The organism is Burkholderia sp. 8Y (assembly GCF_902506145.1).
In the GTDB taxonomy this organism is placed as follows: Bacteria; Pseudomonadota; Gammaproteobacteria; order Burkholderiales; family Burkholderiaceae; genus Caballeronia.
Genome location: NZ_LR733520.1, coordinates 287,117 through 307,726, shown reverse-complemented (window position 1 = coordinate 307,726; position 20,610 = coordinate 287,117). Strand labels below are relative to the sequence as shown.

The window sequence follows — 20,610 nt, the reverse complement described above, 5'->3', positions numbered from 1 at the left end:
CGCAAAGACCCGAAATATTCCGAGTCAGAACGCCGTAAGTTTTCGTTCCAATAATCCTTGCACCGGTGCCGCCCTTGCGGCCCGATGGAATCGGGAATCAGACGCAAAACCTAAGGAGACGATTCATGGCAACGGTCGAAGGGCGCATTTCCCACGCGCCGATGACGAACGAGGAGCGGAAGGTCATCTTCGCCTCGTCGCTCGGCACGGTGTTCGAGTGGTACGACTTCTATCTCGCGGGCTCGCTCGCGATCTACATCAGCAAGACGTTTTTCTCGGGCGTCAATCCGACTGCGGGCTTTATCTTCACGCTGCTCGGCTTCGCGGCGGGCTTCGCGGTGCGTCCGTTCGGCGCGATCGTGTTCGGACGGCTCGGCGACATGGTCGGCCGCAAGTACACGTTTCTGGTGACGATCGTCATCATGGGCCTCTCGACGTTCCTGATCGGCTTCCTGCCCGGCTACGCGACCATAGGCATCGCCGCGCCGATCATCTTCATCGCGATGCGCCTCTTGCAGGGCCTCGCGCTCGGCGGCGAATACGGCGGTGCCGCGACCTACGTGGCCGAGCACGCGCCCGCGAACAAGCGCGGCGCGTGGACCGCGTGGATTCAGACGACCGCGACGCTCGGCCTCTTCATCTCGCTGATCGTGATTCTGGCGGTGCGAACGGCGACCGGCGAAGAGCAGTTCGGCGCATGGGCGTGGCGCGTGCCTTTCCTCGTGTCGATCCTGCTGCTGGCGGTGTCGGTCTGGATTCGCATGAAGCTGCATGAATCGCCGGTGTTCGAGCGCATCAAGTCCGAGGGCAAGACCTCGAAGGCGCCGCTGACCGAGGCGTTCGGCCAGTGGAAGAACCTCAAGATCGTGCTGCTCGCGCTCTTCGGTCTGACGGCGGGCCAGGCGGTCGTGTGGTACACGGGCCAGTTTTACTCGCTCTTCTTCCTCACGCAGACGCTGAAAGTGGACGGCACCAGCGCGAACATCATGGTCGCCGTGGCGCTTCTGATCGGCACGCCGTTTTTCGTGTTCTTCGGTTCGCTCTCGGATCGCATCGGACGCAAGCCGATCATCATGGCGGGCTGCCTGATCGCCGCGTTGAGCTTCTTCCCGCTCTTCAAGGCGCTTGCGCACTACACGAACCCGACGCTCGAAGCCGCGACGCAGAAGTCGCCGATCGTCGTGATCGCCAATCCTGACGAATGCTCGTTTCAGTTCAATCCGGTGGGCACGTCGAAGTTCACGTCGTCGTGCGATATCGCGAAGAGTGCGCTGTCGAAAGCCGGTTTGAATTATGAGAACGTGGCGGCGCCCGCCGGCACGCTGGCGCAGATCAAGGTCGGCGAGACGGTGGTGAACACGTACGACGGCAAGGCCGCCGACGCCAAGGCGCAAGGTGCGGCGTTCGACAAGACGCTCGCCGGCACCCTGAAGAGCGCGGGCTACCCGGCGAAGGCCGATCCGGCGCTCATCAACTGGCCGATGGCGATCGTGATCCTGACCATCCTCGTGATCTTCGTGACGATGGTCTACGGCCCGATCGCGGCGATGCTCGTCGAGATGTTCCCGGCGCGGATTCGCTACACGTCGATGTCGCTGCCGTATCACATCGGCAACGGCTGGTTCGGCGGCTTTCTGCCAGCGACGGCTTTCGCGATCGTCGCCGCGCGCGGCGACATCCACTCCGGCCTGTGGTATCCGGTGGTGATTGCGCTCGCGACGTTCGTGATCGGAATGCTTTTCGTGAAGGACACGCGCAAATCGAACGTGTATCACGAGGATTGATGACGTGCGTTCTGTCGGCCCTGCCGTGAGTTTGCAGAAATATTGCGGCAGGGGTTGACAGGCGTTTCACGCGCCGCCATAATCTCGCTTCTTTCGGCGAATTAGCTCAGTTGGTTAGAGCGACGGAATCATAATCCGCAGGTCCGGGGTTCGAGTCCCTGATTCGCCACCAGCTTCAAGAAAAAGCCGCTGTTCCGCAAGGACAGCGGCTTTTTTGTCGTCTGCTTGGATTCGACGCCGCTGCGCTGTTCTCTTTGCGCAGCGTTAGCCGACGATGCTCCATCGCATCCAGCGCCCCTCGCAGCGACGGCCTCGGTCCACGCGAACCTTCACCGGCAGACGTCCGGCGAAAAGCCGCACGCGCCGCTCGTAAGCGCACTGACGCAAAGCCGGACTGCCCGATGACCGGCGTCATGCAGCTTGAGTGCCACGCGCCCCCTCGACGGCCGCGCTCTTGCCGACACTGCGCCGGCTCATCTGATCGCTGACCAATCGCGTCGGCCGGGTTATCGGCGACTTCACGCGCAACCGTCGATGCACATCACGCCACGGACCAGCGAACGCTCGACGACGCCATGCATTGTCTCCTCGGCGATGCGCTGCCGCATTCGCGTCACAACTCCACGCTGGCTCGCGCGCGTAACGTGCCGCTTCACGGTTCGTCCCGTCCTTCGACAACATGCCCCCGGCATCAACCGAAAACCTGATCTGGCACGAAATGTTAGTAACCGTACATTCATACAATACGCCCGGCGCCATACTGGTTTTGCGCACGGGGGAAGTTGCAGGGCGCAAGGAGAGACCACAAAAGCGGGCGGCACTCGACCGAGCCGTGGGTAAAGAATGGGCGCCGAACGTCGAGCGCAAGTCTTTGCCAACGTCCCGGCGAGTAGCAGGCGAAGCATCAAACAGCCATCGCTCCGACAACGAAGTTAAAAGCCGGCACGCGCCGGCTTTTTCTTTATCGCGACCGGCCGCTCACCGATAACGGGCAAAGACCGTGCGCGCGCACTCATCGCACCAGCGCCGCTGGGCCGCATCGGCGTCCGCTTCCCAGACGTGCCCGAAGGCGCATTGCCACGTGAGCGACGGCGTCGCAGTCGCGTGGCCCGCCGGCACGAGCGTGCCGCCGCGAACGCCTGCGATCGAGCGCGCCCGGTTCAATTCCGCCTCGCGGCGCTGCGTCGCGCAGTTCATGCAGCGCACGTTCTGCGATGCGTCCAGCGCATCGTCCCAATGGTGTCCGCGCATGCATTCCCAGCGCACGAATGCGTCGTCGTTCGCGTCCGCCGATGCGCGCTCGCGGTATCGCGAAGCCTCGTCCATCAATGTGCGCTGCCGCTTGCCGATGTATGTTTCGCTCATTGCCTCAACGCCTTACCCCTGCACCCCTTCGCGCGGTCAATGCCGGCCGCCGCCCTCCGCCTCCGAACGCGATGTCGTGACCACGGTGCCGTCCGGGCCGAAATGCGCGTTGAACATGGCGTCGCGATTGACGCCGTCTTCGAGCCAGTGCCAGCTCCACACGCGCTCCTGCTTCAGCCGGTATTCGGCGACCGTCGTCGGTTTGCCGAGCAGCCGGCGCACTTCGTCCTGCGTCATGCCGGGCCGCACCTTCGCGATGTTTTCGGCGGTCAGAACCTGCGTGACGGAGACGAACAGGCCATCGGAATCGAGATCGACCATATAGGTGTTCGTGCCTGCCGGGCCGCGCGGATATTCCAGGCGCTTCGAGCCGTCCGTGTAGGTGCGTTCGGTCTCCGGCTCGCCCATCTGACTGCGGATCTGCGCTTCGGTCGTGACGCCCGGTTTCAGATCCTTGAGCAAGAGCACGTCGGGCTTCACCGAGTTGAAGAACGAACTGAGTTTGTTCATCGCTTCTCCGCTCTGCTGCTGATCGCAGCCCGCAAGCAACGAGGCCGCGGCGACTGCGGCGAATACATATTTTTTCATAGGGTTCCTTCCGCTCAACTGCCCGCGCCGAGCAGCGGCACGGGATCGACGGCGGCGCCCGCCTTTCTGATTTCGAAATGCAGCACCGGCGACCCGCTCGGGCCGGTGCCCATATCGGCGATCGTCGCGCCCTGCTTGACGGTATCGCCCTCGCGCACGAGCAGTTTCTCGTTGTACGCGTAGGCGGTCAGATAGTCGTTGCTGTGCCGGACGATGATCATGCGGCCATACGAGCGCAAGCCGCTTCCCGCATACACCACTTTGCCGGGCGCAGCGGCCTTCACCGCCTCGCCGACCTTGCCCGCGATGTCAATGCCCTTGCTGCCGCTTGCCCCGAAACCGCGCACGATTTCGCCCTTCACCGGCCAGACGAACGTGCCTTTGCCCGCGGACGCCGTCGCTTCGCTGCTTTTGACGGCGGACTTCTCCGCAGCCTTTTCGGCCGGCTTCTCTGCCGGCTTTTCAGCCGTCTGCTTGCCGGGCGTCGGCAACAGCGGCGGCACGTTCTTCGAAGACGAAGCAGGCGCAGCAGCCGATGCCGACGCACCCGGCGGCACCACGCGCAGCACTTGCCCGATATTGACCTGGCGGCTCTCCGGCAGGCTGTTCCACGCCGCCAGATCGGCCGGCTTCTGCTTGACCTGTCGCGAGATGCCGTAGAGCGTATCCCCCGGTTTCACGCGATAAAAACCCGCCTCGACAGGCGCAGATGCCGACGCTGCGGGCGCCGCAAGCCCAGGCGCCGTGCTGGCCGGCGCGCTGACGACGACAGGCGGCGTCGACATGGAATTGTCGACGATCGGCGCGGGCGTGCGCGGCGTCGACGTACAACCCGCGAGACCCGCCATGACGGCGGCGGCGAGCCCGAGACTCGCGATGACCGCCCGAGTGCGCGGCCCCATGACAACTGTTTGCATCGACTCCAACTTTCCCATGCTTTTTGTCTTGATCTATTGCAACGCTCTTTGCGCTCTTTGATTTTCCCGCCGTCAGCCGCCGCGCTAGCACACGGTCAAGCCGACGCCATACACGGAAGTCCCGACACATCCGACGATACCGCAACCCGGCAGCAGCGTGAGCGCCAGTCCGCATAACGCGATGACCGCAAGCCGCGAGCCACGCTTAGGCAACCGCCTCGCCTTCCGTCCACACGAAACTACGACAGCATAAGACATTACAGAATTCAGATCCTTGGGTCAGTCAACGAGACACTTTAGGCGAAACTTCGCCTGATCCTTCGGGATTCTAAATTTTTCACGATTTCTTCCACCGGCGCGCTCGCCCGGCGATACACCTTCCGTTGCCAGGCGATGACCGCTCGCAGCAAAAGCCTAAGCCAGTCGGATAACGCCGCAGCCATCCACAATCCTTGACAGTTTGCGCGCTTTTGGCACCGCACTTTCGGCTACATTCACTGCGCTCGAAAGCAGGAGCTTCCTGCAGTCCTGCAATTTCTCATTTTTCCGGAGTAATAGCGCATGCAAATCCTGCATCACTCATTCATCGTCAGCCTGCTCATCGGCGGCATCGCGGGCTGGCTTGCCGGCCTCATCATGAACGGCACGGGCTTCGGCGTGTTCGTGGACATTCTCGTCGGCATCGTGGGCGGCGTGCTTGGCAACTGGCTGTTCGGCGTGCTCGGCATTTCGCTCGGCGGCGGCGTGCTCGGTTCGCTGCTGACAGCCGTCATCGGCGCGGTGGTGCTGCTGTTCATCATTCGCCTGTTCCGGCGCGCATAACGAGCGCATCGGCACGTCGGGCCGCGCTTGCTGGCTTCACGCGAAGCGCCGGCCCGTCCGCTTTCTGTCACCCCGCACTCAAACCTTCGAGCCGCGACGGCTCACCTTCCACAGCGCGCCCAAGGCAATCGGCACGATGGCGGCGCCGATCCCCACCAGCACGATCACATTCAGATACTGCCGGATGAACGGAATATTCCCGAAGAAATAGCCGAGCAGCACGAGAAACAGCACCCAGATTGCCGCGCCGAGAATGTTGAAGAGCTGAAAGCGCGTCGCGTTCATCGCGGAGGCGCCGGCCACGAACGGGGCGAACGTACGAACCACAGGCACGAAACGCGCGATCACGATGGTCTTGCCGCCGTGGCGCTCATAGAAGTTATGCGTCTTTTGCAGCGCCGCGCGATCCAGGAAGCGTTCGAGCACCGGAATATTCGTGTCGAAGACCTTGGGGCCGATGGCGCGCCCGATCCAGTAATTCACCGTGTTGCCCGCGACGGCCGCGACCAGCAGCAGGACGATGAGCGCGCCGAGGTCCATCTCGTGCGTGGCCGCGAACGCGCCGCCGATAAAGAGCAGCGAGTCGCCCGGCAAAAAGGGGAACACCACGAGCCCCGTTTCGCAGAACACGATGAGAAACAGCACGGCATACACCCAGCCGCCGTACGTGTGGATGAAGTCACCGAGCGATTTGTCGATGTGCAGGATAAGTCCCACGAAATGCAGCAGCGTGTCCAAAAGCTTTCCTCGAAAAAGTGAGCCCGCAACAAGCGAAGAGTCGCGCCATGATACCGAAGTGACCCGGCGCGTCGGTTAAAAAGCACGCATCGAAACGCCATCTCGCGCCGCCTTGTCGGACCGATGCGCCCGCGCGAGCCGCCCGATGCGAATGGCTATAATTTCGGCATGGCCGATTTCAACGAATCTTCCGCCGGCGCTCCGACCGCCGCCGTCGCGCGCCGTTCGCGCGCCATCGCCCCGCTCCCCGACCAGCTCATCAGCCAGATTGCCGCGGGCGAAGTGGTCGAGCGGCCGGCGTCCGTGGTCAAGGAACTGCTGGAAAACGCGCTCGACGCCGGCGCGCGGACGCTGCGCGTGACGCTCGACGAAGGCGGCGTGAAGCGCATCGTGATTACCGACGACGGCTGCGGCATGCCTCCCGGCGAACTCCCGCTCGCGCTGATGCGGCACGCGACCAGCAAGATCCGCTCGCTCGCCGACCTCGAAGCCGTCGCCACGCTCGGTTTTCGCGGCGAAGCGATTGCGTCGATCGCGTCGGTGGCCGAGTTGTTCATCACGAGCCGCACCGAAGACTGCGCGCATGCCACGCGCATCGACGCGCAAACGGGCGTCATCTCGCCTGCGGCGGGCACGGTCGGCACGACCATCGACGTGCGCGAGCTTTACTTCAACACGCCCGCGCGCCGAAAGTTCCTGAAAAGCGAACAAACCGAGCTTGGCCATTGTCTGGAAGTCATTCGCCGCGTGGCGCTCGCGCGGCCCGATGTCGCCCTCTCGGTGATGCACAACGGCCGGGCCATCGAGCACTGGAACGCGAGCGATCCGGCCACGCGCGTCGCGAAAATTCTGGGAGAAGTCTTCGAGACGTCGCATCTGCCGCTCGACGAGCGCGCCGGACCGCTCGCCGTGTACGGCTGCGCGGGCCTGCCGACCGCCAGCCGAGGCCGCGCGGACCAGCAATATTTCTTCGTGAACGGCCGCTTCGTGCGCGACAAACTGCTCGCGCACGCGGTGCGCGCCGCCTACGAGGACGTGCTGCACGGCAACCGCTATCCGGCGTACGTGCTGTTTCTCGACCTGCCGCCCGAATCGGTCGACGTGAACGTGCATCCGTCGAAAATCGAAGTGCGGTTTCGCGATTCACGCTCCATCCATCAGTATGTGTTTCACGCCGTGCAGCGGGCGCTCGCGCGGCATGCGGGCGCGTCGCCGGAAACGACATCGGGCGGGCACGCCGCGCAACTGGAACCGACCGGACTGGCCTCGTTCAGCGCACGGCCTGCGGCGAGCGCGGGATCGTTCGCGGGCGCACCGGCCGCGAAAAACGATAACGGCACGACGTGGATGCGCCAGTCGCGCATGACGCAAGGCACGCTGCCCGTCGCACAGCCGCTCGCGCTCTACGACGCGTTGTTCGGGCGCAAGGATGCCGCCGCGACGACGGGCTCGGCCGAAGCCGCACCGTCCGCCGTCGCCTGGGCCAACGATGACAGCGCGCCCGCCTACGCCGCCGCCCGCCACGCTCACGCCGACGAGCAGCCGCTCGGCTTCGCCGTCGGGCAGATTCACGGCATCTATGTGCTTGCGCAGAACGCGCGCGGACTCGTCATCGTGGACATGCACGCCGCGCACGAACGCATTCTTTACGAGCAGTTCAAGCACGCGCTCGCCGACCGCTCCATCGCCGTGCAGCCGCTCCTGATTCCGGTCTCGATGACGGCGGACCCGGTCGAAATCGGCATCGTCGATGAAGAGCGCGAGACGCTCGACGCGCTCGGCTTCGATCTCGCCGTGCTGTCGCCGACTTCCATCGCGATTCGCGCGGTGCCTGCGCTGCTGAAGGACGCGGACCTGTCCGCGCTCGCCCGCGCCGTGCTCGCCGACCTGCACGCGTACGGCGGATCGCGCGTGCTCACCGAGCGTCAGCACGAACTGCTCGGCACGCTCGCGTGCCACAACGCAGTGCGCGCGAATCGGCGCCTCACGCTCGACGAAATGAACGCCCTGCTGCGTCAGATGGAAGCCACCGAGCGCGCCGACCAATGCAATCACGGCCGCCCGACGTGGTATCAACTGACGCTCGCGGACCTCGACCGCCTCTTCATGCGCGGACAATGAGCGATACCGCTTTGCGCGTGGCCTCGCGTGTGGCCTGTCTCCTCGGGCCGACGGCGTCCGGCAAGACGGCGGCGGCGCTCGCGTTCGCGGCGGCGTCGGCGCGGCCGGTCGAGATCGTGAGCGTGGACTCGGCGCTCGTCTATCGCCACATGGATATCGGCACGGCCAAGCCCAGCGCGGCGGAGCGGGCGGCGGCGCGGCATCATCTGATCGATATCATCGATCCCGCCGAGTCGTATTCTGCCGCGCAGTTTCGCGCGGATGCGCTGCGGCTAGTCGGCGAGATCATCGCGCGCGGGAACGTGCCGTTGCTGGTCGGCGGGACGATGCTGTACTACAAGGCGCTCACGCAAGGTCTCAACGACCTGCCTGCCGCCGATCCCGCCGTGCGCGCCACGCTCGATGCCGACGCCGCGCGCGATGGCTGGCCGGCGCTGCACGCGCGGCTCGCGGCGGTCGATCCGCAAACGGCCGCACGGCTCGCGCCGAACGACTCCCAGCGCATCCAGCGCGCGCTTGAAATCTACCTGCTGTCCGGTCAGCCGATGTCCGCGCTGCTCGCCGCGCCGCGCGTGCTGGAGCAGGAAGCGCCGTATCGCTTCGTGCCGATCGCGCTCGAACCGTCGGACCGCGCGGTGCTGCACGCGCGCATCGCGGCGCGCTTCGATGCGATGCTGGCGCACGGTTTCATCGACGAAGTGAAGCGCCTGCGCGCGCGCGGCGATCTGGATGTGTTGATGCCGTCGATGCGCTGCGTCGGCTATCGGCAGGCGTGGGAATATCTCGACGGCGTGACGGCCTACGACGAGATGCGCGACAAGGGCATTTTCGCGACGCGCCAGTTGTGCAAGCGTCAGTTGACGTGGCTGCGCGCGATGCCGGAGCGCGTGGTGGTGGATTGCTGCGCGCCCGATGCGACGGAGCAGGCGGTGCGCGAAATAGAGCGCGTGGCGGCAAAAAAGTAAAAGCCGCCCGCATTCTCATGCGTAGCGGCTTTCTAGGCCCAACGTCTGCCTGCAGAGTTAAACCACGACCGTCTGCGCCTCGCCTTCGCGGCGCTCGCGCACGACGCCGATCTTCCACACCTGCTCGCCCGCCGCCGACAGCAGGCCGGTTGCCGCATCGGCGTCCTCGGCGGCGACGATCACCGCCATGCCGATCCCGCAATTGAACACGCGATGCATTTCCGCATCGGCGACGCCGCCGTGCTTTTGCAGCCACGCGAAAAGCGGCGGCAGCGGCCACGCGCGATGATCCAGTTCCGCCGTCAGGCCGTCGCGCAGCACGCGCGGAATGTTCTCGACGAGCCCGCCGCCCGTGATGTGCGCCATGCCCTTCACCGTGATGCTCTGCATCGCGGAAAGGAGCGGCTTCACGTAGATGCGCGTCGGCGCCATCAGCGCATCGGCGAGCGAGCGGCCGTCGAAATCGGCGTCGAGATCGGGATTCGCGCGCTCGATGATCTTGCGCACGAGCGAATAGCCGTTCGAGTGGATGCCGCTCGACGCCAGCCCGAGCACGACGTCGCCGGGGGCGATGGTGCTGCCATCGATGATCTTGCTCTTCTCCACCGCGCCGACCGCGAAGCCCGCGAGATCGTATTCGCCGTCCGGGTACATGCCCGGCATTTCCGCCGTCTCGCCGCCGATCAGCGCGCAGCCCGCGAATTCACAGCCCTGCGCGATGCCCTTGACGACATCGGCGGCGGTGTCCACGTCGAGCTTGCCGCACGCGAAATAATCGAGGAAGAAAAGCGGCTCCGCGCCCTGCACCAGAATGTCGTTGACGCTCATCGCGACGAGATCCTGCCCGACCGTGTCGTGCCGGTTCAGCTGAAACGCGAGGCGCAGCTTGGTGCCGACCCCGTCCGTCCCCGACACGAGCACCGGCTCCTTGTACTTCTTCGGCACTTCGAAGAGCGCGCCGAATCCGCCGATGCCGCCCAGCACGCCGTCGCGCAAGGTTTTCTTGGCAAACGGCTTGATCCGGTCGACGAGCGCATCGCCCGCGTCGATATCGACACCTGCATCGCGATACGACAAACCTTGGGTGTCCGGGGCGGATTTCGGTTGATTCATGGGGCGAGAGCGAGAAGGTCGGTAAAATGCGATTTTACCCGATGATGATCCGAGGACGGTCGCCCGGCAGCTTTCACCGCCGCGCGGCAGCGCCTTTTCGAGACAAAGCGGCCCCGCCGACGAAACGCGCCGGCGGGCCCCGCCGCTTGTCGCAGGCGGCCTCCCCCGCATTTGTGATGCGTGCGCCGCCAGTTTTCGAGAGAACGCAGCATCCAGCCGACGACATCCATTCCCCGTGCAACGCCAACTGACGCTCGACCTCGGCACCCCGCCGCCCGCCACCTTCGATAATTTCTTCGCCGCCGGCAACCACGAACTGGTCACGCGGTTGCGCGAGCTCGAAGGCGCGCTCGCGGCCGGACCGGTCGCGGACCGCACGTTCTATGTGTGGGGCGAGCCCGGCAGCGGGCGCAGTCATCTGCTTCATGCGCTCGTCCACGAAGCGGGCAGCCGCGCCCGTTATCTGAGTCCGCAAAGCACGCTGAACGCGTTCTGCTTCGATCCGCAGGTCGCGCTCTACGCCGTCGACGACTGCGACCGCCTTGTCCCCGCGCAGCAGATCGCGCTCTTCAATCTGTTCAACGAAGTGCGGGCGTATCCGGCGAGCGCGCTCGTCGCCACCGGCAACGCCGCACCGATGACGCTCGCCGTGCGCGAAGACCTGCGCACCCGCCTCGGCTGGGGCCTCGTGTTTCATGTGCTGCCGCTCTCCGATGAAGCGAAGGCGTCGGTGCTGAAGCACGCGGCGCACGAGCGCGGCATCGTGCTCGCGGAAGACGTGCCCGCCTATCTGCTCACGCATTTCCGCCGCGACATGCCGAGTCTGATGGCGCTTTTCGACGACCTCGACCGTTTCTCGCTCGAACAGAAGCGCAGGGTCACGCGCGCGCTCTTGCGCTCAATGCTGTCGCAAACCGGGCGCGTGGGGCCGCTCGTGGCCGTCACGCCGGACACGCCGCAGGACGCGCAGGGCGACGAACGCGCCGCGCCGCTTTCGGCCGCGCCCGACGCCGACGCCGCACCGGACAACGTTCCGACCCGCTTCAAGTAGAATGCGCTCCCATGAACCTTGCCCTCTTCGATCTCGACCACACGCTCATTCCCACCGACAGCGACCACGAATGGGGCCGCTTCATGGTGAAGCTCGGCATCGTTGACGCGACGGATTTCGCGCGTCAGAACGACGCCTTCTATGCCGACTACAAGGCGGGCGTGCTCGACATCAACGCGTACCTGCACGCGATGCTCGCGCCGCTCGCGAAGTACTCCCGCGAACAGCTCGCCGACTGGCACGCGCAGTTCATGCACGAGGTCATCAATCCGCGCATCGTGCCGGCCGCCGTCACGCTCGTGCGCGAGCATCAGGACGACGGCGATCTGTGCTGCCTCGTGACCGCGACGAACGCGTTCATCACCGCGCCCATCGCGGAAGCGTTCGGCATCGAGACGCTGATCGCGTGCGAAGTCGAAACGGTCGGCGATCATCCGCACGGCGCCTTCACCGGCAGGCCGCGCGGCACGCCGAGTTATCGCGAGGGCAAGATCGTGCGCGTGGAAGAATGGCTCGCGTCGCTCGGCAAGACGCTCGGCGACTTCAAGCGCAGCTATTTCTATAGCGACTCGCATAACGACATCCCGCTGCTCGAGCGCGTCACGGACCCGATCGCCACCAATCCGGACGACACCCTGCGCGCGCATGCGCAAGCCAAAGGCTGGCGCATCCTGAACCTCTTCGATACACGTGATTAAAAAACTCATCCGCAAGCTGTTCGGACAAGAGAGCGCCGATTCCAGCGAAGGCGCTCCGAACGACACGCCGGGCGCATCCGCCGAACCCACCGAAGCGAAAGCCGCCGCCCGCAAGAGCACGCGCATCACGCGCAAGAAGGCCGCCGCGCCGCCCAAGCGCGACCCGAACGTGCCGGTGATTCTGTCGTCGGACATTCACGGCATCGATCCGTCGCTGATCTCGAGGAACGCCGTGCGCGTGACTGAAGGCTTGCAGCAGGCGGGGCATCGGGCGTTCATCGTCGGCGGTGCGGTGCGCGATCTTCTGCTCGGCGTCGCGCCGAAAGATTTCGATGTCGCCACCGACGCCACGCCCGACGAAGTGCAGCGGCTCTTTCGCCGGGCGCGCATCATCGGGCGGCGCTTTCAGATCGTGCACGTGCAGTTCGGGCAGGAGATCATCGAAACGTCCACGTTCCGCGCGCTCGTCGACGCGCCGCCCGAGCCCGCCGCCGAAGCGCCGCGGCGCTACCGGCGCGGCGAACTGGACATGCGCACGCACGCGGTGGACGCGAGCGGCCGCGTGCTGCGCGACAACGTGTGGGGCGAGCAGCACGAAGACGCCACGCGCCGCGACTTCACCATCAACGCGATGTACTACGATCCGGCCACGCAAACCGTGCTGGATTATCACGACGGCATGGCCGACATTCGCGCGCGTCTCTTGCGCATGATCGGCGATCCGGCCACGCGTTATCGCGAAGACCCGGTACGCATGCTGCGCGTCGTGCGCTTCGCGGCCAAGCTCGGCTTCGAGATCGACGAAGCGACGCGCGCGCCGATCAAGGAACTCGCCGACCTGATGGACAACGTGCCGGCCGCGCGTCTCTTCGACGAGATGCTCAAGCTGCTGCTCTCCGGCCACGCGCTCGCGTGTCTCACGCGTCTGCGTCAGGAAGGCTTGCATCACGGCGTGCTGCCGCTGCTCGATGTCGTGCTCGAACAGCCGCACGGCGAAAAGTTCGTGACGCTCGCGCTCACCAGCACCGACGAGCGCGTGCGCGCGGGCAAGCCGGTATCGCCGAGCTTCCTCTTCGCCACGCTCTTGTGGCACGACGTGCAGACGCGCTGGCAGAAGTACACGGGCGCGGGCGACTATCCGGTGCCCGCGCTGAACCGCGCCATGGACGATGTCCTCGACATGCAGACCGAGAAGCTCGCGATCCACAAGCGTTATTCGGCCGACATGCGCGAGATCTGGGGCTTGCAGCATCGGCTGGAAAAGCGCGGCCGCAGCGCGATGAAGCTGCTGGAACATCAACGGTTCCGAGCGGGTTATGATTTCCTGCTGCTGCGGTGCGAATCGGGCGAACTGGATGCGGCCATCGGCCAATGGTGGACCGAGTTCATCGACGGTGACGGCGCCGCGCGCGAAGCCTTGTTGACGCAAGGCGGCAAGGAGCGCGCCGCGCCGAAGAAGCGCCGCCGGCGCAGCAACGCGAAGCGCAAGACAAGCGAGGCCGGCGAAGGCGCACAACACGCAGCGGCCGATGGCGAGCGCGAGGCGGATTCCGACCGTGTCGCGAACGAAGCCGGCGCTGCGCCGAAAAACGAAGGCGCGGACAACGAATAGAGCCGGTTTTCGCTACAGTAGCGGATAACGGTTTGCACCCGGGCAGCGTGCCGGCGTTTCGACGCTTCGCTGCATCGCCCAGGACCTACGCGTAGGACTTCTGCCATGACGATTGCTTTTCTCGGCCTCGGAGCGAATCTCGGCGATGCGCGCCAAACGCTGAAAGACGCAGTCGTGTGTCTCGCCCAGCAGCGCACGATCACCGTGCTCGCGAAGTCGAGCCTGTATCGCACCGCGCCCATCGACGCATCCGGCGACGATTACTTCAATTGCGTCGTGAAGCTCGAAACGACGTTGCCCGCGCGCGCGCTGCTGCGCCTGTGCCATCTCATCGAAGAACAGTTCGGGCGCGAGCGGCCGTATCGCAATGCGCCGCGCACGCTCGACCTCGATATCCTGCTCTACGGCGCGTTCAGCATCGACGACATGGATCTCGTCGTGCCGCATCCGCGCATGACCGAGCGCGCGTTCGTGCTCGTGCCGCTCGTCGAGCTCGAACCCGATCTCATCATTCCGCAACGCGGCCGCGCCGATGCGTTCGTCGCGGGCGTCGCCGATCAGCGTATCGAGAAAGTCGCCGTATGCCAGTGCGCGGCGCCTGCCGCGCAGCCGGCTGCGGCAGAAGCCTCCATCGTCTCCACCAAAGCCAACTGCCGATGAGCGTTCCGCCACTCACCGTAACGGCGCCGCAACTGCGGCCGCCGCATCGTTATATCGCGATCGAAGGGCCGATCGGCGTCGGCAAGACGACGCTGGCAACGCGGCTCGCCGAACGCTGGTCCATGCGTACGCTTTTCGAGCGCCCGCAGGACAACCCGTTCCTCGAACGCTTTTATCGCGACACGACGCGCCACGCGCTCTCGACGCAGTTGAGTTTCGCTTTGCAGCGCGTCGCGCAAACGCGCGAAGTGGCCGACATGCTCACGCAGAACACGCCGCTGATCGCCGACTTTCTCACGCAAAAGAGCGATCTCTTTGCGCGCCTCACGCTGACCGACGACGAGTTCAACCTGTACCGGGATATCGCCTCGCGCATCGCGGCGAGCGCGCCCGCGCCGGATCTCGTCGTGTATTTGCAGGCGAGCCCGGAAGTGCTGTTCTCGCGCATCCAGAAACGCGCGCTGCCGATGGAGCTGCAAATCTCCGACTCATACCTGCGCGCGCTGACCGACGCGTACAACGACTTCTTCTATCACTACGACGCCACGCCCCTGCTCACGGTCAACGCGGAGCATCTGAATCCGGTCGCGTCGGACGACGATCTGGAACTGCTCGTCGAGCGTATCGAGACCATGCGCGGGCGCAAGGAATTCTTTGTCAAAGGCGTATCGGTGTGAGCGTTCGCTGCACGCCCGCGCGCCATTTCCAGTGAAATCATCATGACGTATCTGCAGGAAACCAGCCGTTCGACGATCACCGTTCCGAAGCTGCAGGCCATGCGCGAGGCAGGCCAGCGTATCGCGATGCTCACGTGCTACGACGCGAGCTTCGCGGCGCTGCTCGACCGCGCGGGCGTCGATGTGATGCTGATCGGCGACTCCCTCGGCAACGTCCTGCAAGGGCACGGGACGACCCTGCCCGTGACGCTGGACGACATCGCGTATCACACGGCATCGGTGGCGCGCGGCAACAAGAGCGCGCTGATCGTCGCGGACATGCCGTTTGGCACAATCGGTTCGCGCGAGGAAGCGTATGCCAACGCCGTCAAGCTGATGCGCGCGGGCGCGCAGATGGTGAAGCTCGAAGGCGGCGAATGGCTCGCGGACACGGTGCGTTACCTCGTCGAGCGTTCGATTCCGGTGTGCGGGCACGTCGGGCTCACGCCGCAGTCGGTGCATGCGTTCGGCGGCTTCAAGGTGCAGGGTAAGTCGGAGGCGGCCGCGGAACAGATGCGCCGCGACGCGCTCGCGCTTCAGCAAGCGGGCGCGCAACTGCTCGTGATCGAAGCGGTGCCGACGCTCGTCGCGCGCGAAGTGACGCAACAACTCGCGATTCCGACCATCGGCATTGGCGCGGGCATCGACTGTTCGGGGCAAGTGCTCGTGCTTCACGACATGCTCGGCATCTTTCCCGGCAAGCGTCCGCGCTTCGTCAAGGATTTCATGCAAGGCCAGCCGAGCATTTTCGCGGCCGTCGAAGCTTATGTGCGCGCCGTGAAGGACGGCAGTTTTCCCGGTCCCGAGCACACGTTCTGATTGTTTCGGTTTTGCGCCGTACCGCGCGCCCGTTTGCGCTCTCACGAACAGACCGGACGGGCGAGCTTCTTGCACACTGTCTTGCACACCAAGCTGAACCGTCAGCCAGGAGCGAGAACGATCATGTGGCACGTCCTTCCCGATGAAACCGTCCGTGCGCAGCTCGCGGTCGGCGCGTTCGTGGCGCTCGGCGTGGCGCGCGTGATCGCGGCGGTGCTCGGCGCGCAGCATGGATGGCGCATCTCGATGGTCACGCGCGGGTTCATCGTGCTGGCGGCGGCGTTCTGCTTGCCGCAGATGCTCGATGTGCTCTTCGTTGCCCAATCCCATACCGCTTTCGTTGAGCTACAGGGCAAAGCGGCGGGATGCGCGCTCGCGCTATTCTGCGCGCCTATCGTGAGTCACAAGCTCGGCTACGAGTGAGCCGGCGATCAACCGCCGGCCGCGAAACCCGGCAGGCTGTGCGACAGCACCGACGCCGCGAAGAACACGCCCACCATCAGCAAGGCTTCCACGCGCATCAAGTTGATGACCGTATGCGCGTCCGTGGTCGATGCGGTGCGTTGCAAGCGCGGCAGCGCCGACCAGCGGTTCAGCGCGCCGAGCGCCAGCGCCGCCGCGACGAGCGCCGCTTTCACGATCAGCGCGTGTCCCCAGCCGCTTTGCGCGAGCGCCGCAGCCGATCCGCCGGTGCCGCGCCACGCGTTGAACAGACCCGTCGCGACCACGACGGCCACCGCGATCGTCGCCACGCTCGACATGCGCCCGACCACGCGCAACAGCGAAGCACGCGCGGTTGACGCATCGAGCGCCGGCAAGACGACCGCCGCGCCCGCGATGACCACGCCGCCCCACACGCCCGTCGCGAGCAAGTGCAGCAACTGCACGGCCTCCGCGAGCGAGAACGCGCCCGCGTCGGCGGCATGGCCGATCGCCGCCTTCCCCGCTGCCGCGATTAACGCGCCGAGCGCCGCGACGGCGAGCCGCCCCGCGTCGAACGGACGGCTTGTCGCCGTGGCGAGCGCGAACAGCACGCCGCCCGCCAGCGACACCGCCCAGCCGATGCCCGCGTGCGTGGCCGTCGCGACGAGCCACAGCGACGATCCGGCATCGACGATCGACGTGCCGCTCATCGCGGCGCACTGAAGCCACAGCGAAACGAAGCCGCACAGCACGAAGACGAGCGCTGCGACGACGCCGAAACGCGACGCCCGCCGCGATGCGCGCCGCGCGGGCGAAACCGCCGCAGCCGCCCTTTCGCGATGCAGCCAGCCGCCGAGCAGCACGGCACCGAGCGCGCACGCGAACGCCGCGTCCGACAGCGCGGCAAATACCATTTGCAGAAACCACAACGAACCGCCCGTCATGATGCGGCGGCCGTCGAGGCGTGAACGCGAATTGCTGTAGGGAGATCCGGGCGGGTCATCGATGCGTCGGCAAGATAAGCGGCTCGCGAAGTCTAAACGAACGCACGCGAACCGGAGTGCGGATTGCATCGCGCGCCTTAAACATCGGCGAGCGCCGTCGACTCTTTGTTGATGAGCAATGATTCAATGCAATGTCAAAGTTCTTGTCCGTCGCGCGGCATTTTGTCGCGATTCCGCCTCAGCGCGGCCGAAAAGTTGTGTCAAATAGTCACCATCAGGCATCGATGATAGAATTCCGCGTCGCATCAGAGGCTCCTCGAGCCGCTGTGGCCGTGGTCCGCCACCCTCCGCCACCGTACGCGTGGCCGTGGTTCGCCACCTTCGCACCGAGCCGCACGAAGCTCGGCAGGTCCCCGAATTTCATGGAGTGTCGCGTGTTTTCAAGACGCATTTTCCGTCCGCTGCTCGCCTTGGCACTGATCGGCAGCGCCGGCGTTCTCAGCGCGGGCCAGGCTCTGGCCCAGGCGCAAAACCAGCAGATCGCACCGGATACCATGGCGGCCCGCGTGCAAGGCTGCACCGCATGTCACGGCGTTCATGGCGAAGGCACGGACAACGACTACTTCCCGCGTCTTGCCGGCAAGCCCGCCGACTATCTGTACAACCAGCTTCAGAATTTCCGCGAAGGGCGGCGCAAGTATCCGCCGATGAACTACCTCGTCACGTATCTCTCGGACGACTACCTTCATCAGATCGCGAATTACTTCTCGCAGCAGCGTCCGCCGTATCCGCCGCCCGCGAAGACGAACGTGTCGGGCACGACGCTCGCGCGCGGCTCGCAGCTCGTGCTGAACGGCGATCCGTCGAAGAACATTCCCGCGTGCTCGGCGTGTCACGGCAAGGCGCTGACCGGCATGCAGCCGGCCATCCCCGGTCTGGTCGGCCTGCATTCGGACTACATCAGCGCCCAGGTCGGCGCATGGAAGTCCGGTACGCGTCACGCGAAGGCGCCGGACTGCATGCAGCAGATCGCTTCGCGCCTGTCGGACGACGACGTGACCGCCGTCGCCGCATGGCTCTCCACGCAAACCGCACCCGCCAACCCGGTGCCCGCGCCCGCTGGCTCGTTGAAGATGCCGCTCGTCTGCGGCAGCGAACCGCAATAAGGCGTCTGGAGCGACAACACAATGAAACGCAAGTCCCTGTTCGCACTTTCCTCGGCTGTCGTGGTGGCAGCCGTCGCAGCCGGCGCCGTCCTCTGGTCGGGCGGCGACAACCTTCATTCGGGCGGCGCGGTCGCGGCGACCCCGGCGGATAAAGCCGAACTCGTCAAGCACGGCGAATACCTCGCCCGCGCCGGCGACTGTATCGCCTGCCACACGGTGCGCGGCGGCAAGCAGTTCGCGGGCGGCCTGCCCATGGCGACGCCGTTCGGCACCATGTTCACGCCGAACATCACGCCGGACGACAAGTACGGCATTGGCAAATGGACGTCCGACGACTTCTATCGCGCGATGCACACCGGCCGCTCGAAGGACGGCAGCCTGCTCTACCCCGGCTTCCCGTTCACGAGCTACACCAAGGTGACGCGCGCCGACTCCGACGCGATCTACGCCTACCTGCGTTCGGTCCCGCCGGTCTCCGAGCCGAGCCGTCCGCATGAACTGCGCTTTCCGTTCAACAACCGCAATCTGCTGATCGGCTGGCGCACGCTGTTCTTCAGCGAAGGCGAGTACAAGCCGGACCCGACCAAATCGGTCGAATGGAACCGTGGCGCGTATCTCGTCGAGGGGCTCGGCCACTGCGGCATGTGCCATACGTCGATCAACGCGATGGGCGGTCCGGTCAGCTCCGCCGCGTTCGCGGGTGGCCTGATTCCGCTCCAGAACTGGTATGCGCCGTCGCTGACGTCGAACAAGGAAGCCGGTCTCGGCGACTGGGACCTCAAGGACATCAGCGACCTGCTGAAGACCGGCGTGTCGCAGCGCGGCGCGGTGTTCGGCCCGATGGCCGAAGTGGTTCACAACAGCCTGCAGTACATGACCGACGCGGACGTCAATGCGATCTCGACTTATCTCAAGTCGATTCCGCAGAAGAAGGAAGCGCCGGAACCGCTTCAGCTCGAAACGTCCGAGAAGTTCGGCGGCGAGCTGCTGACGATGGGCAAGAAGGTGTTCACCGAGAACTGCGCGAAGTGCCACGCGGAGAACGGTCTCGGCAAGCCGCCTGCTTACCCGCCGCTCGCGAACAATCAGTCGATCCAGATGCCGTCGGCCGTCAACCCGATCCGCATGACGTTGAACGGCGGTTATCCGCCGAGCACGGACGGCAATCCTATGCCGCACGGCATGCCGCCGTTCGCGCAGTCGCTGTCGGATACGGAAGTCGCCGCGGTCGTGACGTACATCCGTATGTCGTGGGGCAACCACGGCACGCCGGTGTCGCCGCAACAGGTCAGCAACCTGCGTTCGGCGCCGCTCGACTGACATTCGCGCAAGACAGCGTACAATACGCACGGGGCGCAGCCTTCATGTCGGGGCTGCGCCCCTTGTCTTTGGTGGATCGGTCATGCACGCAGGCGAGCGTTTCAACAGCATCAGCCATTTGATCGGGGTCGTTCTGTCCGTCGCGGGACTCGCGACGCTCGTGACGATGGGCGCGCTCGATCGCGATGCCTACAAGGTCGTGAGCTTCGCGATCTACGGCGCCATGCTGTGCACGCTGTATCTGATTTCCACGCTGTACCACTGCGCGCGCACGCCGCGCATGAAAGCAGTGCTGCAGAAGTGCGATCACTCGGCCATCTACTTGTTGATAGCCGGCAGCTACACACCGTATACACTGGTGACGTTGCGCGGCCCCTGGGGCTGGTCGCTGTTCGGCGTGAGCTGGGGACTCGCTGTTCTCGGCATCACGCAGGAACTCACGCTCGGGCGACGAACCCGCAGCGTTTCGATGGTGCTGTACGTGTTGATGGGCTGGCTCGCGCTCGTAGCCGTTCATCCGCTCTTGACGGCGCTGCCGCCCGCGGGCACCGCGTGGCTGGTGGCAGGCGGTCTGATCTACACCGCCGGCATCTGGTTTTTCATCAACGACGAGCGCATCCGGCACGGCCACGGTATCTGGCATCTGTTCGTGCTGGCGGGCAGTCTGTGTCAGTTCGTGAGCGTCGCGCGCTACGTCGCGTGAGCCCTGAGCGGGTCGCAACGCCCGCATCGCGACGAAACGCGATGCAACTTACAGCCAGCCGGCGTGTCTTGATGGCGCGTCGAAC

The 20,610-nt window shown here is 65.3% G+C and carries 20 protein-coding genes and 1 tRNA gene; 15 read left to right on the top strand and 6 right to left on the bottom strand.

From position 1 onward, the window contains the following. Positions 1 to 125 precede the first annotated feature (125 nt). Positions 126 to 1,784, top strand: coding sequence for an MFS transporter (locus GV035_RS12050; RefSeq protein WP_159835333.1), 1,659 nt, complete (start codon positions 126 to 128; stop codon positions 1,782 to 1,784). Positions 1,785 to 1,879: 95 nt separating this feature from the next. Beyond that, positions 1,880 to 1,956, top strand: a tRNA-Met gene (locus GV035_RS12045). 806 nt (positions 1,957 to 2,762) lie between these two features. Here the strand turns inward: GV035_RS12045 and GV035_RS12040 are convergent. From GV035_RS12040 to GV035_RS12030, 3 genes are read right to left on the bottom strand one after another with little or no spacing between them, the layout of a single operon-like run. Beyond that, on the bottom strand, positions 2,763 to 3,149 hold the full coding sequence (locus GV035_RS12040) for a hypothetical protein (protein WP_159835332.1): 387 nt from the start codon (positions 3,147 to 3,149) through the stop codon (positions 2,763 to 2,765). A gap of 36 nt (positions 3,150 to 3,185) precedes the next feature. Continuing rightward, on the bottom strand, positions 3,186 to 3,737 hold the full coding sequence (gene bamE / locus GV035_RS12035) for an outer membrane protein assembly factor BamE domain-containing protein (protein WP_159835331.1): 552 nt from the start codon (positions 3,735 to 3,737) through the stop codon (positions 3,186 to 3,188). 14 nt (positions 3,738 to 3,751) lie between these two features. After that, positions 3,752 to 4,654, bottom strand: a complete 903-nt coding sequence (locus tag GV035_RS12030; RefSeq protein WP_236572589.1) for a peptidoglycan DD-metalloendopeptidase family protein — start codon at positions 4,652 to 4,654, stop codon at positions 3,752 to 3,754. A gap of 561 nt (positions 4,655 to 5,215) precedes the next feature. Here GV035_RS12030 and GV035_RS12025 point away from each other — a divergent pair. Further along, complete coding sequence (locus GV035_RS12025) at positions 5,216 to 5,476, top strand: GlsB/YeaQ/YmgE family stress response membrane protein (RefSeq protein ID WP_442859555.1); 261 nt, start codon at positions 5,216 to 5,218, stop codon at positions 5,474 to 5,476. Positions 5,477 to 5,554: 78 nt separating this feature from the next. On the opposite strand, the gene GV035_RS12020 is transcribed toward GV035_RS12025, so the two are convergent. Beyond that, positions 5,555 to 6,214 (bottom strand): VTT domain-containing protein, encoded by a 660-nt coding sequence (locus GV035_RS12020; protein WP_159835329.1) that lies wholly within the window; start codon positions 6,212 to 6,214, stop codon positions 5,555 to 5,557. Positions 6,215 to 6,382: 168 nt separating this feature from the next. Between GV035_RS12020 and mutL the strand changes: the two genes are divergently transcribed. Together mutL and miaA are read left to right on the top strand one after the other, a co-directional pair. Further along, the gene (gene mutL / locus GV035_RS12015) at positions 6,383 to 8,335 is read left to right on the top strand and encodes a DNA mismatch repair endonuclease MutL (RefSeq protein WP_159835328.1); all 1,953 of its coding nucleotides are present in this window, start codon (positions 6,383 to 6,385) and stop codon (positions 8,333 to 8,335) included. After that, positions 8,332 to 9,300 carry a tRNA (adenosine(37)-N6)-dimethylallyltransferase MiaA gene (gene miaA / locus GV035_RS12010; RefSeq protein ID WP_159835327.1) on the top strand — a complete coding sequence of 323 codons (969 nt, stop codon included), beginning with the start codon at positions 8,332 to 8,334 and terminating at the stop codon, positions 9,298 to 9,300. Before mutL ends, miaA begins: the two co-directional genes overlap by 4 nt. A gap of 57 nt (positions 9,301 to 9,357) precedes the next feature. Here the strand turns inward: miaA and purM are convergent, their stop codons facing one another. Continuing rightward, positions 9,358 to 10,413: a phosphoribosylformylglycinamidine cyclo-ligase gene (gene purM / locus GV035_RS12005; RefSeq protein ID WP_159835326.1), complete on the bottom strand. Its 1,056-nt coding sequence runs from the start codon at positions 10,411 to 10,413 to the stop codon at positions 9,358 to 9,360. A 235-nt stretch (positions 10,414 to 10,648) separates the two neighbouring features. On the opposite strand from purM, the gene hda reads away from it, so the two are divergent. From hda to GV035_RS11970, 7 genes are all read left to right on the top strand, one after another. Further along, positions 10,649 to 11,464 (top strand): DnaA regulatory inactivator Hda, encoded by an 816-nt coding sequence (gene hda / locus GV035_RS12000; protein ID WP_159835325.1) that lies wholly within the window; start codon positions 10,649 to 10,651, stop codon positions 11,462 to 11,464. An 11-nt stretch (positions 11,465 to 11,475) separates the two neighbouring features. Continuing rightward, positions 11,476 to 12,162: an HAD family hydrolase gene (locus GV035_RS11995; protein WP_159835324.1), complete on the top strand. Its 687-nt coding sequence runs from the start codon at positions 11,476 to 11,478 to the stop codon at positions 12,160 to 12,162. Beyond that, positions 12,155 to 13,774, top strand: coding sequence for a polynucleotide adenylyltransferase PcnB (gene pcnB / locus GV035_RS11990; protein WP_159835323.1), 1,620 nt, complete (start codon positions 12,155 to 12,157; stop codon positions 13,772 to 13,774). Before GV035_RS11995 ends, pcnB begins: the two co-directional genes overlap by 8 nt. A gap of 105 nt (positions 13,775 to 13,879) precedes the next feature. Continuing rightward, complete coding sequence (folK, locus tag GV035_RS11985) at positions 13,880 to 14,434, top strand: 2-amino-4-hydroxy-6-hydroxymethyldihydropteridine diphosphokinase (protein WP_159835322.1); 555 nt, start codon at positions 13,880 to 13,882, stop codon at positions 14,432 to 14,434. Further along, positions 14,431 to 15,111: a deoxynucleoside kinase gene (locus tag GV035_RS11980; protein ID WP_159835321.1), complete on the top strand. Its 681-nt coding sequence runs from the start codon at positions 14,431 to 14,433 to the stop codon at positions 15,109 to 15,111. The genes folK and GV035_RS11980 overlap by 4 nt, the downstream gene beginning before the upstream one ends. 42 nt (positions 15,112 to 15,153) lie before the next feature. Then, positions 15,154 to 15,969 carry a 3-methyl-2-oxobutanoate hydroxymethyltransferase gene (gene panB / locus GV035_RS11975; protein WP_159835320.1) on the top strand — a complete coding sequence of 272 codons (816 nt, stop codon included), beginning with the start codon at positions 15,154 to 15,156 and terminating at the stop codon, positions 15,967 to 15,969. A 123-nt stretch (positions 15,970 to 16,092) separates the two neighbouring features. Beyond that, positions 16,093 to 16,392, top strand: a complete 300-nt coding sequence (locus GV035_RS11970; RefSeq protein ID WP_159835319.1) for a hypothetical protein — start codon at positions 16,093 to 16,095, stop codon at positions 16,390 to 16,392. A gap of 8 nt (positions 16,393 to 16,400) precedes the next feature. Here GV035_RS11970 and GV035_RS11965 read toward each other — a convergent pair whose 3' ends face one another. Next, positions 16,401 to 17,336, bottom strand: a complete 936-nt coding sequence (locus GV035_RS11965; protein WP_159835318.1) for a CopD family protein — start codon at positions 17,334 to 17,336, stop codon at positions 16,401 to 16,403. A 422-nt stretch (positions 17,337 to 17,758) separates the two neighbouring features. On the opposite strand from GV035_RS11965, the gene GV035_RS11960 reads away from it, so the two are divergent. The 3 genes from GV035_RS11960 (at position 17,759) to trhA (ending at position 20,525) form a co-directional block, all read left to right on the top strand. After that, positions 17,759 to 18,502, top strand: coding sequence for a c-type cytochrome (locus GV035_RS11960; protein WP_159837840.1), 744 nt, complete (start codon positions 17,759 to 17,761; stop codon positions 18,500 to 18,502). A 21-nt stretch (positions 18,503 to 18,523) separates the two neighbouring features. Beyond that, positions 18,524 to 19,822 (top strand): c-type cytochrome, encoded by a 1,299-nt coding sequence (locus GV035_RS11955; protein ID WP_159835317.1) that lies wholly within the window; start codon positions 18,524 to 18,526, stop codon positions 19,820 to 19,822. A gap of 82 nt (positions 19,823 to 19,904) precedes the next feature. Beyond that, complete coding sequence (gene trhA, locus GV035_RS11950; RefSeq protein WP_159835316.1) at positions 19,905 to 20,525, top strand: PAQR family membrane homeostasis protein TrhA; 621 nt, start codon at positions 19,905 to 19,907, stop codon at positions 20,523 to 20,525. Positions 20,526 to 20,610 lie beyond the last annotated feature (85 nt).

Coding starts and splice junctions, on each gene's coding strand:
- folK (WP_159835322.1), top strand. CDS start 13,880: ATGACGATTGCTTTTCTCGGCCTCGGAGCGAATCTCGGCGATGCGCGC.
- GV035_RS11960 (WP_159837840.1), top strand. CDS start 17,759: ATGGAGTGTCGCGTGTTTTCAAGACGCATTTTCCGTCCGCTGCTCGCC.
- mutL (WP_159835328.1), top strand. CDS start 6,383: ATGGCCGATTTCAACGAATCTTCCGCCGGCGCTCCGACCGCCGCCGTC.
- panB (WP_159835320.1), top strand. CDS start 15,154: ATGACGTATCTGCAGGAAACCAGCCGTTCGACGATCACCGTTCCGAAG.
- GV035_RS11995 (WP_159835324.1), top strand. CDS start 11,476: ATGAACCTTGCCCTCTTCGATCTCGACCACACGCTCATTCCCACCGAC.
- GV035_RS11970 (WP_159835319.1), top strand. CDS start 16,093: ATGTGGCACGTCCTTCCCGATGAAACCGTCCGTGCGCAGCTCGCGGTC.
- purM (WP_159835326.1), bottom strand. CDS start 10,413: ATGAATCAACCGAAATCCGCCCCGGACACCCAAGGTTTGTCGTATCGC.
- GV035_RS12040 (WP_159835332.1), bottom strand. CDS start 3,149: ATGAGCGAAACATACATCGGCAAGCGGCAGCGCACATTGATGGACGAG.
- trhA (WP_159835316.1), top strand. CDS start 19,905: ATGCACGCAGGCGAGCGTTTCAACAGCATCAGCCATTTGATCGGGGTC.
- GV035_RS11955 (WP_159835317.1), top strand. CDS start 18,524: ATGAAACGCAAGTCCCTGTTCGCACTTTCCTCGGCTGTCGTGGTGGCA.
- GV035_RS11980 (WP_159835321.1), top strand. CDS start 14,431: ATGAGCGTTCCGCCACTCACCGTAACGGCGCCGCAACTGCGGCCGCCG.
- miaA (WP_159835327.1), top strand. CDS start 8,332: ATGAGCGATACCGCTTTGCGCGTGGCCTCGCGTGTGGCCTGTCTCCTC.
- bamE (WP_159835331.1), bottom strand. CDS start 3,737: ATGAAAAAATATGTATTCGCCGCAGTCGCCGCGGCCTCGTTGCTTGCG.
- GV035_RS11965 (WP_159835318.1), bottom strand. CDS start 17,336: ATGACGGGCGGTTCGTTGTGGTTTCTGCAAATGGTATTTGCCGCGCTG.
- GV035_RS12030 (WP_236572589.1), bottom strand. CDS start 4,654: ATGCAAACAGTTGTCATGGGGCCGCGCACTCGGGCGGTCATCGCGAGT.
- GV035_RS12050 (WP_159835333.1), top strand. CDS start 126: ATGGCAACGGTCGAAGGGCGCATTTCCCACGCGCCGATGACGAACGAG.
- GV035_RS12025 (WP_442859555.1), top strand. CDS start 5,216: ATGCAAATCCTGCATCACTCATTCATCGTCAGCCTGCTCATCGGCGGC.